This is a genomic window from Microbacterium sp. GbtcB4 (assembly GCF_019091465.1).
Taxonomy (GTDB): domain Bacteria; phylum Actinomycetota; class Actinomycetes; order Actinomycetales; family Microbacteriaceae; genus Microbacterium; species Microbacterium paraoxydans.
Genome location: NZ_JAGXJJ010000003.1, coordinates 93,432 through 107,661 on the forward strand (window position 1 = coordinate 93,432; position 14,230 = coordinate 107,661).

The window sequence follows — 14,230 nt, forward strand, 5'->3', positions numbered from 1 at the left end:
GTCTCCCGGTCAGACCAGCGACGGGGCGAAGAGCTCCGGCAGCGCGGCGGTGAAGACCTCGAAGTGGCTGTACCAGACCGTGTGGGCGGCCCCGGGGATGCTGCGCACCGTCACCCCACCGTGCTCGAACCGCCGCGCGTCCTCGTCGGTGACCCAGGCACTGGGTTCCGCGCGGACGACGATGGAGCCGGGCGCGGCGGTCCAATGGCCGTCCTCCCCGCAGGAGACGGAGGCCGCGGTCGGCGGATCGAAGCGCTCGGCCGCCCGCGCCTCGACCGAGGCGTCGTCCACGGAGTAGAAGGGCCGGAGCTTGCGGAGCTCGGCGGGCGACATGCGCGCGCGGCGGTCGTGCTCGTACTGCGAGATGAGAGAGGCGCGGTCGTGCCCGCCCTGAAGGGCGAGCGGCGCGTCGACGTAGACAGCGAGGCCCGGTTCGAGGCGCGGCGCGGCGGCGGCGAGCACGGTGGCGCCGAAGGAGTGCCCGACGGCGACGGCGGGCGGGGCGGCGGCCCTGTCCCCCGCGGCGGACCCTGCCCCCGGAAGGAGAGCCGTCTGCGCCAGAGTCTCGACGACGGCATCGGCCGCCGTCTCTATCGTGAGCTCCGGGTCACGCGGTGAGAGGCCGTGGCCCGGCAGATCGAGCGCAAGCACGCGGAAGCCGCGTTCCACGAGCAGCGGGACCACGCGGTGCCAGCTCTCGGCGGACCCCATCATGCCGTGCAGCAGCACGGCGACACGGTCGCCCTCCCCGGCTTCGATGACGTTCAGGAGCACGGAGCCAGTCAACCACGGTCGTTATCCTTTCGTGATACGACTTTCGGCCAGATTCCTTCGAATCTTCGTTCGAATGTCGATGGTCGATGATGGACTGGCGCCATGCCCGCACTGCTCGACGCGACCGACTCCCAGATGGCGATTCTCGCCGATCTGGTGGAGGGGCTGGAAGCGGCGGAGAAGACGCTGAGCAGCATGCAGGCGGCCCGCGACGGACTGCTCGCGATGGCCGGCCGACTGGCGGTCGACATCGCCCGACAGGCGCGTCACCCAGACGGCGCAGACATGGCGATCCGCACGGTCGCCGCGGAGATCGGGGCTGCACAGCGCGTCAGCGACCGCACGATCGAGCGGCGGATGTCCGATGCGTCCTGGCTGGTCGAACGGTTCCCCGCCGTCTGGGAGGCTCAGGGCGCCGGCCGGATCAGCGCCGCGCATGCACGCGTGATCGTGGAGGCGGGGGCACACCTCGATGACCCGGACGACCGTTCGCGTTTCGCGACGGAGGCGATCGAGGTGGCCGCTGCAGAGTCTCCGAACCGGATACGCCGACTCGTGCGCCGACTGGCCGACCGGTTCCAGGAGCGGACGCTCGTCGAGCGACATCGTGACGCCCGGGAGCTGCGCCGCGTCTGGGTGACAGACCTCGAAGACGGCATGGCCGAGCTCGGCGCCCGCGGCCCCGCGGCCCTCGTGCACGGGATGCACGACCGGCTCTCCCAGATGGCGCATGCCGTGCGGGAGGAGAACGCACAGGCACGGCGTCGAGAGCCGGAGGAGAGCATCCTCGACGACAGGACGGTCGATCAGCTGCGCGCGGATCTGCTCGCCGACCTCGTCCTGACCGGCGCTCCGGCGGGCCATGACTCGGAAGAGGGGCTGCTCTCGGAGCTTCGAGCGCGCGTCGAGGTCACCGTGCCGGTGCTGACGCTGATGCACGGCGAGCTGATGCACGGCGAGCGGGAACGGACGACGGACGGTACTCCGATCCTCGCCGCGGAGCTCGACGGGGTCGTTCCGATCGATCCAGCCACGGCTCGCCGACTGGCCGGCGCGGCGAGCGGCTGGGACCGGGTGCTGACCCACCCGATCAGCGGGGCGCTGCTGGCCGTCGACCGGTATCGCCCGAGCGAAGACCTCCGCCGGCACCTGCGGGCCCGCGATCAACGCTGCCGCTTCCCCGGCTGCGGCCTCGCGCCGCGGAAGTGCGACCTCGATCACAATCACGATGCGGCGCTCGGCGGCGAGACCGTGCACGACAACCTCGCGACCTTCTGCCGACGACATCACATGCTCAAACACCACTCTCCGTGGCACGTCGAACAGGGGCCGGGCGGTGTTCTGGAGTGGACGAGCCCCACCGGCCGGACCTACATCGACCGACCGCCGCCTCCGCACACCGTGACCTTCGCCGAGGAACCTCCGTGGTCTTCGCCCGACGCCAGGACCACCACCGGCTGAACGCGCGAGCGCACCGATCACGCAGGTACACCGATCACGCCTGCACACCGATCACGCCTGCACACCGATCAGCCCTATGGTGGAGGGCATGTCGAGTCCCGAATCAGACAGGTCGGGGGCTGCCGGTCACACCGTCAGCCCCGTGAACCGCTGATCCCTTCGTCCGCCCTTTCAGCGGGCGCGCGCCGGTGCCCCGGGCGCTGACCGTGGTGACGAGAAGCTACCCCTTCCCTCTCACCTCGGAGCACTCGATGCCTTTCCCCCTCTATGCCCTTGCCCTGGCGGTCTTCGTCATGGGCACCTCCGAATTCATGCTCGCGGGACTCCTCCCCGCGATCGCGCACGAGCTCGACGTCCCGGTCGGTACGGCGGGCCTCCTCACCTCCGCCTTCGCGGTCGGCATGGTCATCGGCGCACCCGCCATGGCCGCGTTCGCGCGCGGCTGGACCCCACGCCGCACGCTCGTCGCCTGCCTCGCGCTCTTCGCCGCGTGCCATGCCGTCGGCGCGGTGACGTCCCTGTTCGAGGTTCTGCTCGTCACGCGCGTACTCAGCGCCCTCGCGAACGCGGGCTTCCTCGCCGTCGCCCTACGCACGACGACCCTCCTCGTCCCCCGTGAGCGCACCGGACGAGCGCTCGCGGTGCTGCTCTCCGGGACGACCGTCGCCACCATCGTCGGCGTCCCTGTCGGCGCCATCCTCGGCACCGCGCTGAGCTGGCGCGCCACCTTCGCCGCTGTCTCGCTCCTCTGCCTCCCCGCACTGCTCGGAATCCTCCACGGCGTGCCGACAACGATCCCGGGCACGGAGTCCGACCCTGCTCCGGCACCACTCCCCCGGAAGGAACCGGCCCTCCGTGCGGAGCTCGCGCTCCTGCGGACACCGCGCCTGGCCCTCGCGATGACCCTGGCGGCCCTGGTGAACGCGGGGACCTTCGCGGTCTTCACGTTCCTCGCGCCGATCGTCACCGAGTTCGCGGGCCTGCCCGACGCTGCGGTCCCCCTCGCGCTGGCCCTGTTCGGCATCGGCTCGTTCCTCGGGGTGACCATCGCGGGTCGGTTCGCCGATCGACACGCCGGCGCGCTCCTCACGGTCGGTGGCCCGCTGCTCCTCGGCGGCTGGATCGTCCTGGCGGCGGTCGCGACGCAGCCGATACCGCTGCTGTTCCTCGTCTTCGTGCAGGGCATGGCCTCGTTCGGCGTCGGAAGCACACTGATCACCCGGGTGCTGTACGCCGCCTCCGGCGCCCCGACCATGGGTGGGTCCTACGCCACGGCGGCCTTGAACCTCGGCGCCGTGATCGGACCGGCGTCGGGAGCGTGGACCCTCGCGAGCGGGGCGGGTCCGCTCTCCCCCGTAGCTCTCGCGGTCACGCTGACGACGGCGGCGCTCCTCCTCGCCCTGGCGACGCGGCGATGGCGGCCCGTCGGCTGAGGGCAGACGGTGACGCGCCGCAACGGCGACGAGCCGCCCGGACCCGAGGGTCCGGACGGCTCGTCGTGTCCGATGTTCTCTGGGAACCCGGATGTTCGCGTTACGGCTTACTCGTACGACTTCACGATCTCGAGGAGGCTCGGGACGTTGGCGTAGGCCTCGGCCGCGTTCTCCTTGGTCACGATGACCGGCGGGAGCAGGTAGGCCGGGACGACCTTCTTGCCGTTGTCGTACTGGTCGGTGTCGTTGACGTCGACCTCGTCGCCCTTCTGGAGCTGACCGACCATCTTGATGGCCTGCTCCACAAGCAGCGCGGTGTCCTTGTTGATCGTGGAGTACTGCACGCCCTCCATGATCGACTTCACCGACTCGACCTCGGAGTCCTGACCGGTGACGACCGGGACGGGCTTGCCGGCCTGCTGCGCCGAGGTGATGATGGCGCGGGCGAGGGTGTCGTTCGGGGACAGGACGCCGTCGAGCGTCTCCGAGCCGTAGCTCGACGTGAGGATCGAGTCCATGCGGCGCTGGGCGTTCTCCGGCTTCCAGCCCTCGGTCGCCGTCTGGGAGATCTCGGTCTGCCCGGAGACGACGTTCAGCGTGCCGTCGTCGATTTTCGGCTGCAGCACCTCCATCGCCCCGTTGAAGAACACCGCCGAGTTGGCGTCGTCCGGCGAGCCCGAGAACAGCTCGATGTTGTACGGCGCCTCGTGATCCGCACGCTCGGCGAGCCCGTCGAGCAGAGCCTGGCCCTGGAGCTTGCCGACCTCGAAGTTGTCGAAGGCGACGTAGTAGTCCACGGCGTCGGTGTTCTCGATGAGACGGTCGTAGGCGATGACCGCGACACCGGCGTCGCGCGCGGCCTCCACCTGCGTGGTGAGCTGCTTGCCGTCCTTGGCGCCGATGATGATGACCTTGGCGCCACCGGTGACCATCGCCTGGATCTGGTTCTGCTGCTCGGCGACCGTGTTGCTGGCGGGCGCGTACTGCACGTCCGCCTTGAAGCCGGCCTTTTCGAGGCCGTCGGTGAACAGCTGACCGGCCAGGACCCAGTTCTCCGAGGTCTTGTCCGGCAGAGCGACACCGATCGTGGAGCCGGCGTCGAAGCCCGAGGCGGTCTCCTCGCCCGACCCCGAACCCGAGTCACCGCCGCGCTCCGAGGAGCAGCCGGTGAGGGCGAATGCGCCCGCGACGACAAGCGCTGTCGCCGACAGAAGGATCTTCTTCATGTGATCTCTTTCTCTGGTGTGTGCAGGTCCCGTCGCGCCTGCGTTGCGCGACGCGGCCCTTACTTTCCGCGCGTCTCCTCGACGGCGGGGGCTTCGTACTTCTGACTGGTGGGGTAGTTCGTCTTCGTGGGATCGAACGTGTCGGTGGCCGGATCCTGCTTCCGGCCGAGACGGCGCGTGAGGAAGCCGATGATCGACGGACGGCCCTGCTGCTTGTTCCACACGTCGACGCCGACGGCGAAGAGGAGCACGAGGCCCTTGATCATGGAGACGACGTCGGCACCGGCGCCGAGCAGCGCGAGGCCGTTGTTCAGGAACGCCATCACGAGACCACCGATGATCGAGCCGATCACCGTGCCGATGCCACCGGAGACGGCCGCGCCGCCGATGAAGACGGAGGCGATCGCGTCGAGCTCCCACCCGTTGCCGTCCTGCGGGCCCGAGGCGGTCGCCCTGGCGACGTAGATCATGCCGGCGAGCGAGGCCAGGACCGACATGTTCATCATCACGAAGAAGTCGACCCAGCGGTCCTTCACGCCCGAGAGGCGCGCGGCCTGCCGGTTGCCGCCGACCGCGTAGATGTGGCGGCCGAAGACGGTGTTGTTCGTGATGAACGAGTAGAGGATGACGAGAGCGAGGAGGATGACGCCCGAGATCGGGAAGCTCGTGCCCTCGCGCCCCGTGGCGAACAGCCAGCCGGCGACGAGGATGACGGCCGAGATGAGGACGACCTTCGTCACGCTCACCCAGAGCGGCGCCATGTCGGAGCCCATCTTGCGCTGGATGCGCCGGGTGCGGATCTCCCAGAACACGATCCATGCGACGCCGGCGAGCGCCAGCAGCATGGTCGGGATGTTGAACGGCAGCGGCAGGGCGATCTCCGGCAGATAGCCGGCGCCGATGATCTTGAAGCCCTCCGGCACGGGTACCGACTGCGAGTCGCCCACCGCCTGGTTCGCGCCGCGGAAGAACAGCATGCCGGCCAGCGTCACGATGAACGCCGGCACCCCGACGTAGGCGACCCAGAACCCCTGCCAGGCGCCGACGAGCACGCCGACACCGAGACCGAGGAGGATGCCCAGCGGCCAGGGGAGGTTCCAGTCCTGCATGGCCTTCGCCACGACGATTCCGGTGAACGCCGCCACCGAGCCGACCGAGAGGTCGATGTGCCCCATGATGATGACCATCACCATGCCGATCGCCAGGATCAGGATGTACGAGTACTGGTTGACGACGTTGATGAGGTTGCCGGAGGACAGCGTGAGGCCGGTGCCCTTGAAGATCCACGTCAGCACCTGGAAGACGACGAGGATGACGACGAGGCTGCCGAGGATGCCGAACTGACGGAGGGTCGACTGCCCTCCCCCGAACATCTTCGTGATGTCCTTGAAGTGGAAGCCGCGCTTCGCGGTGGTCGAGTCGGTGGTCATGCGGATGCTTTCTGGGTCGCGGACGTCATGCTGCGCATGAGGTCTTCGGGGGTCGCCTGGTCGGCCGGGATGCAGTCGGTGACCCGGCCTTCGAACACGGTGTAGATGCGGTCGGAGATGCCGAGCAGCTCGGGCAGCTCGCTGGAGATCACGATCACGCCCTTGCCCTGGGCGGCGAGCTCGTTGATGATCGCGTAGATCTCGTACTTGGCTCCGACGTCGATGCCACGGGTGGGCTCGTCGAGGATCAGCAGGTCGGGGTCAGTGAACATCCACTTCGCCAGCACGACCTTCTGCTGATTGCCGCCGGAGAGCTTGCCGACGCCCTCCTCCACCGACGGGGTCTTGATGCGCAGCGTCTTGCGGTAGCGCTCCGCCACCGCGAACTCCTCGCGGGAGTCGACGACGCCGTTGTGCGCGATCTTGGAGAGCTTCGCCGCGACGATCGACCGCTTGATGGTGTCGAGCAGGTTGAGCCCGAGCACCTTGCGGTCCTCGCTCACGTAGGCGAGGCCGTGCTTGATCGCGGCGGCGACGTCGGGGAGCTCGATCTCCTGGCCGTCCTTGACGAGCGTGCCGGAGAGGAACGTGCCGTAGGAGCGGCCGAAGATGCTCATCGCCAGCTCGGTGCGGCCGGCGCCCATGAGGCCGGCGATGCCGACGACCTCGCCGCGACGGACATTGATGCTCGACCCCTTCACGACCATGCGCTCGGGCACGGTGGGGTGCTGGACCCACCAGTCCTTGACCTCGAAGAACACCTCGCCGATCTCCGGCGTGCGGTCCGGGTAGCGGCTCTCCAGCGATCGGCCGACCATCCCGCGGATGATGCGGTCCTCGTTGATCTCGCCGCGGGAGATGTCCAGCGTCTCCACCGTGCGGCCGTCGCGGATGATCGTGATCTCGTCGGCGATCTGCTCGATCTCGTTGAGCTTGTGGCTGATCATGATCGACGCGATGCCCTTGGCCTTGAGCCCGAGGATCAGGTCGAGGAGGTGCTGCGAGTCGTTCTCGTTGAGAGCGGCGGTGGGCTCGTCGAGGATGAGCAGCTTGACGTCCTTGTTCAGCGCCTTGGCGATCTCGATGAGCTGCTGCTTGCCGACGCCGAGGGTCTTGATCGGCACGTCCGGGTCCTCGTCCAGACCGACGCGGGCGAGGAGCTCGATGGTGCGCTCCTTCTGTGCCTGCCAGTCGATGCGGCCGAAGCGACGGATCTCGTTGCCGAGGAAGATGTTCTCGGTGACCGAGAGCTCCGGGATGAGCGCGAGCTCCTGGTGGATGATGACGATGCCGGCCTGCTCGCTGGCCGCGATGTCCTTGAAGCGCTGCTCCTGGCCGTACAGGAGGATCTCGCCGTCGTACGTGCCGTACGGGTACACCCCCGAGAGGACCTTCATCAGCGTCGACTTCCCGGCGCCGTTCTCGCCGCAGATCGCATGGATCTCGCCGGCGCGGACGGTGATCGAGACGTCGGCGAGCGCCTTGACTCCCGGGAACTCCTTGGTGATGCGGCGCATCTCCAGGATCGGGCCTGACACGGTCGGCAACGTTGCTGTGGTGCTCACGGATCTTCCTCGCGACGTGCGGTCACCTTCGATGTGACCGTTCACATCGGTATATCGTCGTCTTCCGCGGGAGCGGTGTCAAGTCCGCGGCGTGTTTTCGTGTCGCTACCGTGATGCAGCGGATTCGCGCGCCCGCAAGAGGGTCTGGAGCGGGCCGAACGCGGGGGCCTTCTCGCCCCGGATCTCGGCGAGGAGGATACGCACGGCACGCCGCCCGAGCTCGGGGAAGTCCTGGTGCACCGTGCTCAGCGTCGGCGCCACGTGCGCGGCGACGGGGATGTCGTCGAACCCGATCACGCTCACGTCGTGCGGCACGCGCACCCCGGCGTCGCGGAACCCGTGCAGCAGCCCGATGGCCATGAGGTCGTTGGCCGCGAACACCGCCGTGAAGTCGCGCCGCAGCGAGAGCTCCTTGCCGGCGAAGTACCCGAAGTCGGCCGTCCAGTCCCCGCGGATCGGCGGGAACGTGGGCAGGTCGGCGTCCCGGAGCGCATCCAGATACCCGCGCATCCGGGACTCCGCCTCGATCCAGTCCTGCGGCCCGGCGAGATGGAGGATGTCGCTGTGGCCCAGCGCGATCAAGTGCTCGGTCGCCGCCTTCGCCCCCGCCACCTGGTCGGCGGAGAGGCTGACGCCGTCCGACCCCGAGGCGGTCTGCAGGGTCACGAAGGGCATGGTGACGTTCATGCCGCGCAGGACATGGAAGACCCGCACCTGCGGCGCGAGCACCACGATGCCGTCGACCTGCTCACGTTCGAGCTGGCGGACCGCGTTGCCGATCGCCTCCGGCGTGGTCGCGGGAAGGTTGAGCGTGGAGACCGAGTAGCCCTCCTCGCGCGCCGCGTCCTCGATGCCGGCGATGGACGACGTCGGCCCGAACTCGCCGATCGTCGCGGAGAGGATGCCGAGCATGTTCGACTTGCTCGTCACCAGCGCGCGCGCCGCGAGATTGGGACGGTAGTCGAGCACGGCGATCGCGTCGAGCACCTTCGCCTTGGTTTCCGGGCGGATGCTGGGATGGTCGTTGAGCACCCGGGAGACGGTCTGATGCGAGACGCCGGCGAGGCGGGCGACGTCGCGGATGCTCGGCATGCGGGCACGCTCGGAGGAGGTGGACATCCAGCCTCCTCGCGTGTGCACGGTCACATGACTACTTCATTATGTCTGTGATGACCCGCCGGGTGCACCTCGACCGCGATACGCTCCTCGCGGCTCGGAGGCGCGGGAATGGGGCAGGTTCAGCCGACGATCCGGGCTCCCGGCACGGCGCCGTGCACATGCAGCGGATCGAGACCGCCCTCGCGGAGAGCCGTCTGGACCGCCTGCGCGGACTCGGGATCGGCGCAGAGGAGGGCCACGGTCGGCCCCGAGCCAGACACGAGACCGTGCAGCGCACCGGCCGCGACCCCGCGTTCGATGGTCCGCGCCAGATCCGGTCGCAGGTCGAGCGCGGCCGCCTGGAGATCGTTGTGGAGTGCGTCGGCGAGCTGCCAGGCGTCTCCGGTCCGCAGCGCCTGCAGCACCGGGATCGGCACGTCGAGCGAGAGCGGCGGATCGTCGGCGAGAGCCCCCTCCTGCTCGCGCAGCTCGTCGAGCCGGGTGTACACGGCGGGGGTGGACAGCCCGTCGTCACTAGTCACGAGCAGCCAGTCGAAGCGCCCGCGGGCGAGCGCCGGGTTCAGCTGATCGCCGCGACCGGTGCCGACGGCAGTGCCGCCATGCAACGCGAAGGGGACATCGGCACCGAGCCGCGCGGCGAGGTCGTGCAGCCGCGCAGCGGAGAGTCCCGTGCCCCACAGAGCGTCGCAGGCGACCAGAGCGGCCGCGGCATCCGCGGAGCCCCCGCCCATGCCACCGGCGACCGGGACGCTCTTCCGGATCTGCAACGCCACCCCGCCCGGATGATCCGTCGCCATCGCCAGCAGCTTGGCGGCCCGCATCGCGAGGTTCCTGTCGTCGAGCGGAACCGAGCCGTCGTCCTCCACCCCGGTCACCGTGATCGAGAAGTCGTCGGCGTCCCTGGCGATCACGTCCTCGTACAGCGACACCGCCTGGAAGACCGTCGCAAGGGCGTGATAGCCGTCGTCGTGGCGCCCGCCGACGCCGAGGTAGACGTTGATCTTCCCCGGCGCGCGCACGTGCACGGACCCGGAGGACGCGGCGAGGCTCATGAGCGGGTCACAGGTCCGACGAGGTCGCCCACAGGTTGACGTCGATGGCGCCGGCGAGCTCGTCGATGCGGCGGAGCTCCTCGTCGGTGAACGCAGGACCGTCGAGGGCGGCGAGGTTCTCGTCGAGCTGCTCCGTCCGGGAGGCGCCGATGAGCGCCGAGGCGACCACCGGAGTGCGTAGCGTCCACTGCAGCGCGAGCTGCGCGAGCGACTGCCCCCGGCCCTGCGCGACCTCGTTCAGCGCCCGGAGCGTCTCGACGGCCTCGTCGGTCAGCTTGCCCTTCGGCAGCGAACCCCGCTGCTGCGCGCGCTCGGCCGTGCCGTCGCCGAGGTACTTGTCGGTGAGGAGGCCCTGGGCGAGCGGGGTGAAGGCGATGGCGCCGAGGCCCGACTCCTCCAGGGTCTGCGTGAGGCCGTCCTCGATCCAGCGGTTGAGGATCGAGTACGCGGGCTGGTGGATGACGAGCGGCGTGCCCAGCTCCTTCGCCACGGCGACGGCCTCCGCCGTGCGCTCCGCGCTGTACGAGGAGATGCCGACGTAGAGGGCCTTGCCCTGGCGGACCAGGGTGTCCAGCGCCCCGACGGTCTCGGCGATCGGGGTGACCGGGTCGACACGGTGCGAGTAGAAGATGTCGACGTAGTCCAGCCCCATGCGGGTGAGCGACTGCTCGGCGCTCGCGAGGATGTACTTCCGGCTCGCGTAGTCGCCGTACGGTCCGGGCCACATGTCCCAGCCGGCCTTCGATGAGATGATCAGCTCGTCGCGGTAGGGACGCAGGTCCTCCGCGAAGATGCGGCCGAAGTTCTTCTCGGCCGAGCCGTACGGCGGGCCGTAGTTGTTCGCCAGGTCGAAGTGCGTGATCCCGTTGTCGAACGCGTGACGCAGAAGCGCCCGCTGGTTGTCGAGGGGGATGTTGTCGCCGAAGTTCCACCAGAGGCCCAGCGAGATCGGGGGCAGGTAGAGGCCGGAGGCGCCCACCTGACGGTAGGCGAACCGTCCGTAGCGGCCCTCGTCGGCGGCGTACGGACGGTGCAGTTCGGGGACGTCGGGGCGGAAGCGGGGGGAGTCGGTCACCGTGCCAGATTAGCCGCTGACGCCGGAACCCTCGATCGCCGTTGCGTGCTGGGCGATCCGCTGGTAGTCGTCGACCGTGAGGTCCTCCCCGCGGGCGGTCGGGGCGACGCCGGCAGCGGTGAGCACCTCGGTCGCCGCGGCCGAGCTGCCGAAGAGGCCGGAGAGGGCCTGCCGGAGCATCTTGCGCCGCTGGTTGAAGGCCGCGTCGACGATGGCGAAGGTGCGCCGGCGCTCCTCCACCGAGCCGCGCTCGCCCTCGGAGCGGTCGAAGCCGACGAGGAGACTGTCGACGTTCGGCACCGGCCAGAACACCTGGCGGGAGACGTTCCCGGTGAGCTTCCACTCGCCGTACCAGGCGGCCTTGACGCTGGGCGAGCCGTAGATCTTCGACCCCGGCTTCGCAGCGAGCCGCTCGGCCACCTCCGCCTGCACCATCACGACACCCCGCTGCAGGTACGGGAACGTCTCCAGGAAGTGCAGCAGGACCGGCACCGACACGTTGTACGGCAGGTTCGCGACGAGGACGGTCGGCTCCCCCGGCAGTTCCGTCACGCGGAGCGCGTCCGCGTCGACCACCGTCAGCATCCCCTCCGGCACGCCGTGCTCGGCCGCGGTCTGCGGCAGGCGGGCGGCCAGGCGGTGGTCGATCTCCACGGCGGTGACCGCGGCCCCCGCCTCCAGGATCGCGAGGGTAAGGGATCCGAGTCCCGGTCCGACCTCGACCACCCGCTCCCCCGGCTGCACGCGGGCGGCCTGGACGATCTTGCGGACGGTGTTCGCGTCGACGACGAAGTTCTGTCCGAGCTTCTTCGTGGGGGTGACATCGAGCTCGGCGGCCAGACGGCGGATCTCGGTGGCCCCGAGCAACGTGACGGTCATGCACCCATTCTCCCGTATCCTTCGGGGGTGCCCTCCCTCGGTGAACTGATCGCTCCGCGGCGCCTGGGCAGGGACTTCCGCTGGCTGCTCGCATCGTCGTGGACGAGCAACATCGGAGACGGCGTGGCGCTGGCCGCCGCTCCCCTGCTCATCGCGTCGATGACGTCGTCGCCGATCCTCGTGGCCTCCGGCGCCATCCTGCAGTTCCTGCCGTGGCTGCTCTTCGGCCTGCACGCGGGGGCCATCGCCGACCGCTTCGATCGGCGCCGCCTGGTGATGACCGCCAACGCCGTGCGCGCCGTCGTGCTCGCGGCGCTCTGCGTGTTCCTCGTGACGGGAACCGCGAACATCGGGATCGTCCTCGCCGTCGCGTTCCTCTACGGCACCGCCGAGGTCTTCGTCGACACCGCGGGGAGCACATTGCTGCCGATGCTCGTGAAGCCGGCCGACCTCGGCATCGGGAACGCCCGCCTGCAGGCCGGGTATCTCGTCGCCAACCAGTTCGCCGGACCGCCGCTGGGCGCGTTCCTCTTCGCTGCCGGGAGCGCGTGGCCGTTCCTCGTCGAGGTGCTGTGCGTGACGCTCGCGATCGTCCTCATCTCCCGCATGGCGCGCACGCCCGTCCCACCCCGGGAGACCGAGACCCACCCGCCGGTGCACACCGACATCGCGGAGGGACTGCGCTGGCTGTGGCACAACCCGCCGGTGCGGATGCTCGTGCTCATCATCCTCGTCTTCAACGTGACCTGGGCCGCGCCCTGGGGCGTGCTCGTGCTCTACGCCACCGAGCACTTGCAGATGGGCCCCGTGGGCTACGGCGCCCTCACCACGGCGTCCGCGGCGGGCGGCATCCTCGCGACGCTGAGCTTCGGCTGGCTGGAGCGGCACGTGTCGTTCGCGAGCCTGATGCGCATCGTCCTGTCGCTCGAGGTGCTCATGCACCTCGCGTTCGCCCTCACCACCACGGGCACGGTGGCCCTCGTCATCATGTTCTTCTTCGGGGCGTACGCCTTCGTGTGGGGCACGATCTCCACGACCGTCCGGCAGCGGCTCGTCCCCGCTTCCCTGCAGGGGCGCGTCGCCTCGGTCAACATGGTCGGCGTCTTCGGCGGCATGATCGTCGGCCAGGCCCTCGGCGGCGTCATCGCGCAGACCTGGGGCCTGACCGCACCGTGGTGGTTCGCGTTCGGCGGGGCGGCGATCACGCTGGTGCTGGTGTGGAAGCCCATCTCGCACATCGTCAGTGCGAAGCCGGTCGCCGAGACGGGGCCGGAGGACGTCGAGCCGGAGGGTCAGTCGGCGAACGAGCCGTAGACGCGGAGGGTGTTCTCGGCGAGCTGCGCGGCGAGCTCGTCCACGTCCAGGTCGAGCTCCGCGGCCAGGAAGCGCACCGTGAGCGGCACGAGGTACGGCGCGTTCGGACGGCCCCGCAGCGGGACCGGCGTGAGGAACGGCGCGTCCGTCTCGACGAGGAGGCGGTCCCGCGGGGTGACCCTCAGCGCGTCGCGCAGGTTCTGCGCGTTCTTGAACGTCACGTTCCCGGCGAACGACAGGTAGTAGCCCGCGTCGGCGCACACCCGGGCCATCGCCTCGTCGCCGGAGAAGCAGTGGAACACGGTGCGCTCGGGGGCCCCGACCCGCGTGAGCGTCTCCAGCACGGCCTCGTGCGCATCCCGGTCGTGGATCTGCATCGCGATGCCGTGCTTCTTCGCGAGCGCGATGTGCGCCTCGAAGGAGGCGAACTGCGGCGCACGGCGCTCCGGTTCGGTGCGGAAGAAGTCGAGCCCGGTCTCGCCGATCGCGCGCGTGCGCGGATGCGCGGCGAGCTCGTCGATCACGGCGAGCGCCTCGTCGAGACGACCCTCCTCCGCGTACGTCGGGGCGTCGTTCGGGTGGATGGCGACCGCGGCGAGGACCCGGGGGTCGGACGCGGCGGCCTCGACCGCCCAGCGGGACGACTCGATGTCTCCGGATGCCTGCACGACGCCGATGACGCCGACCGCCTCCGCCCGGTCGAGCTGCTCGGTGAGCGAAAGCCCCTGGGTCCCTGAGCCTGTCGAAGCCTGGGTCCCTGAGCCTGTCGAAGGGCCATCGGCGATCTCGAGGTGCGCGTGGTTGTCGTAGACGGGCACAGCGAGGGGTTCCGGGGCCGCCGGATAGGTCCGGTCCTTGCGCCCGTCGCCCGAGCGCTCGCGCACGTAGGTCTCCGCCATGGT

At 69.7% G+C, this 14,230-nt stretch carries 12 protein-coding genes; 3 read left to right on the top strand and 9 right to left on the bottom strand.

The window, feature by feature from the left end; genetic code table 11:
* Positions 1-9: 9 nt before the first annotated feature.
* On the bottom strand, positions 10-774 hold the full coding sequence (locus KVS71_RS06350; RefSeq protein WP_217584149.1) for an alpha/beta fold hydrolase: 765 nt from the start codon (positions 772-774) through the stop codon (positions 10-12).
* A 102-nt stretch (positions 775-876) separates the two neighbouring features.
* Here KVS71_RS06350 and KVS71_RS06355 point away from each other — a divergent pair, with 102 nt between their 5' ends.
* Together KVS71_RS06355 and KVS71_RS06360 are read left to right on the top strand one after the other, a co-directional pair.
* Positions 877-2,235, top strand: coding sequence for an HNH endonuclease signature motif containing protein (locus tag KVS71_RS06355; protein ID WP_217584150.1), 1,359 nt, complete (start codon positions 877-879; stop codon positions 2,233-2,235).
* Positions 2,236-2,486: 251 nt separating this feature from the next.
* Positions 2,487-3,668 carry a Cmx/CmrA family chloramphenicol efflux MFS transporter gene (locus KVS71_RS06360; protein ID WP_217584151.1) on the top strand — a complete coding sequence of 394 codons (1,182 nt, stop codon included), beginning with the start codon at positions 2,487-2,489 and terminating at the stop codon, positions 3,666-3,668.
* A gap of 107 nt (positions 3,669-3,775) precedes the next feature.
* Here KVS71_RS06360 and KVS71_RS06365 read toward each other — a convergent pair whose 3' ends face one another.
* The 7 genes from KVS71_RS06365 to rsmA form a co-directional block, all read right to left on the bottom strand.
* Entirely contained in the window at positions 3,776-4,894 is a 1,119-nt protein-coding gene (locus KVS71_RS06365; protein ID WP_060922920.1) for a sugar-binding protein, read from the bottom strand.
* 59 nt (positions 4,895-4,953) lie between these two features.
* A complete protein-coding gene (gene mmsB / locus KVS71_RS06370; RefSeq protein WP_025105620.1) occupies positions 4,954-6,324 on the bottom strand; it encodes a multiple monosaccharide ABC transporter permease in 1,371 nt (456 codons plus the stop codon).
* Complete coding sequence (mmsA, locus tag KVS71_RS06375; RefSeq protein ID WP_060922924.1) at positions 6,321-7,841, bottom strand: multiple monosaccharide ABC transporter ATP-binding protein; 1,521 nt, start codon at positions 7,839-7,841, stop codon at positions 6,321-6,323. The genes mmsB and mmsA overlap by 4 nt, the downstream gene beginning before the upstream one ends.
* Positions 7,842-7,994: 153 nt before the next feature.
* Positions 7,995-9,008 (bottom strand): LacI family DNA-binding transcriptional regulator, encoded by a 1,014-nt coding sequence (locus KVS71_RS06380; RefSeq protein ID WP_082750126.1) that lies wholly within the window; start codon positions 9,006-9,008, stop codon positions 7,995-7,997.
* A gap of 119 nt (positions 9,009-9,127) precedes the next feature.
* Positions 9,128-10,060 carry a 4-(cytidine 5'-diphospho)-2-C-methyl-D-erythritol kinase gene (locus tag KVS71_RS06385; protein WP_217584152.1) on the bottom strand — a complete coding sequence of 311 codons (933 nt, stop codon included), beginning with the start codon at positions 10,058-10,060 and terminating at the stop codon, positions 9,128-9,130.
* Between the two features lie 7 nt (positions 10,061-10,067).
* Positions 10,068-11,135: an L-glyceraldehyde 3-phosphate reductase gene (gene mgrA / locus KVS71_RS06390; protein ID WP_060922917.1), complete on the bottom strand. Its 1,068-nt coding sequence runs from the start codon at positions 11,133-11,135 to the stop codon at positions 10,068-10,070.
* Between the two features lie 9 nt (positions 11,136-11,144).
* The gene (gene rsmA, locus KVS71_RS06395) at positions 11,145-12,014 is read right to left on the bottom strand and encodes a 16S rRNA (adenine(1518)-N(6)/adenine(1519)-N(6))-dimethyltransferase RsmA (RefSeq protein WP_060922916.1); all 870 of its coding nucleotides are present in this window, start codon (positions 12,012-12,014) and stop codon (positions 11,145-11,147) included.
* A 27-nt stretch (positions 12,015-12,041) separates the two neighbouring features.
* Between rsmA and KVS71_RS06400 the strand changes: the two genes are divergently transcribed.
* Positions 12,042-13,328, top strand: a complete 1,287-nt coding sequence (locus KVS71_RS06400; RefSeq protein ID WP_217584153.1) for an MFS transporter — start codon at positions 12,042-12,044, stop codon at positions 13,326-13,328.
* Here the strand turns inward: KVS71_RS06400 and KVS71_RS06405 are convergent.
* Complete coding sequence (locus KVS71_RS06405; protein ID WP_217584154.1) at positions 13,307-14,227, bottom strand: TatD family hydrolase; 921 nt, start codon at positions 14,225-14,227, stop codon at positions 13,307-13,309. The genes KVS71_RS06400 and KVS71_RS06405 overlap by 22 nt on opposite strands.
* Positions 14,228-14,230 lie beyond the last annotated feature (3 nt).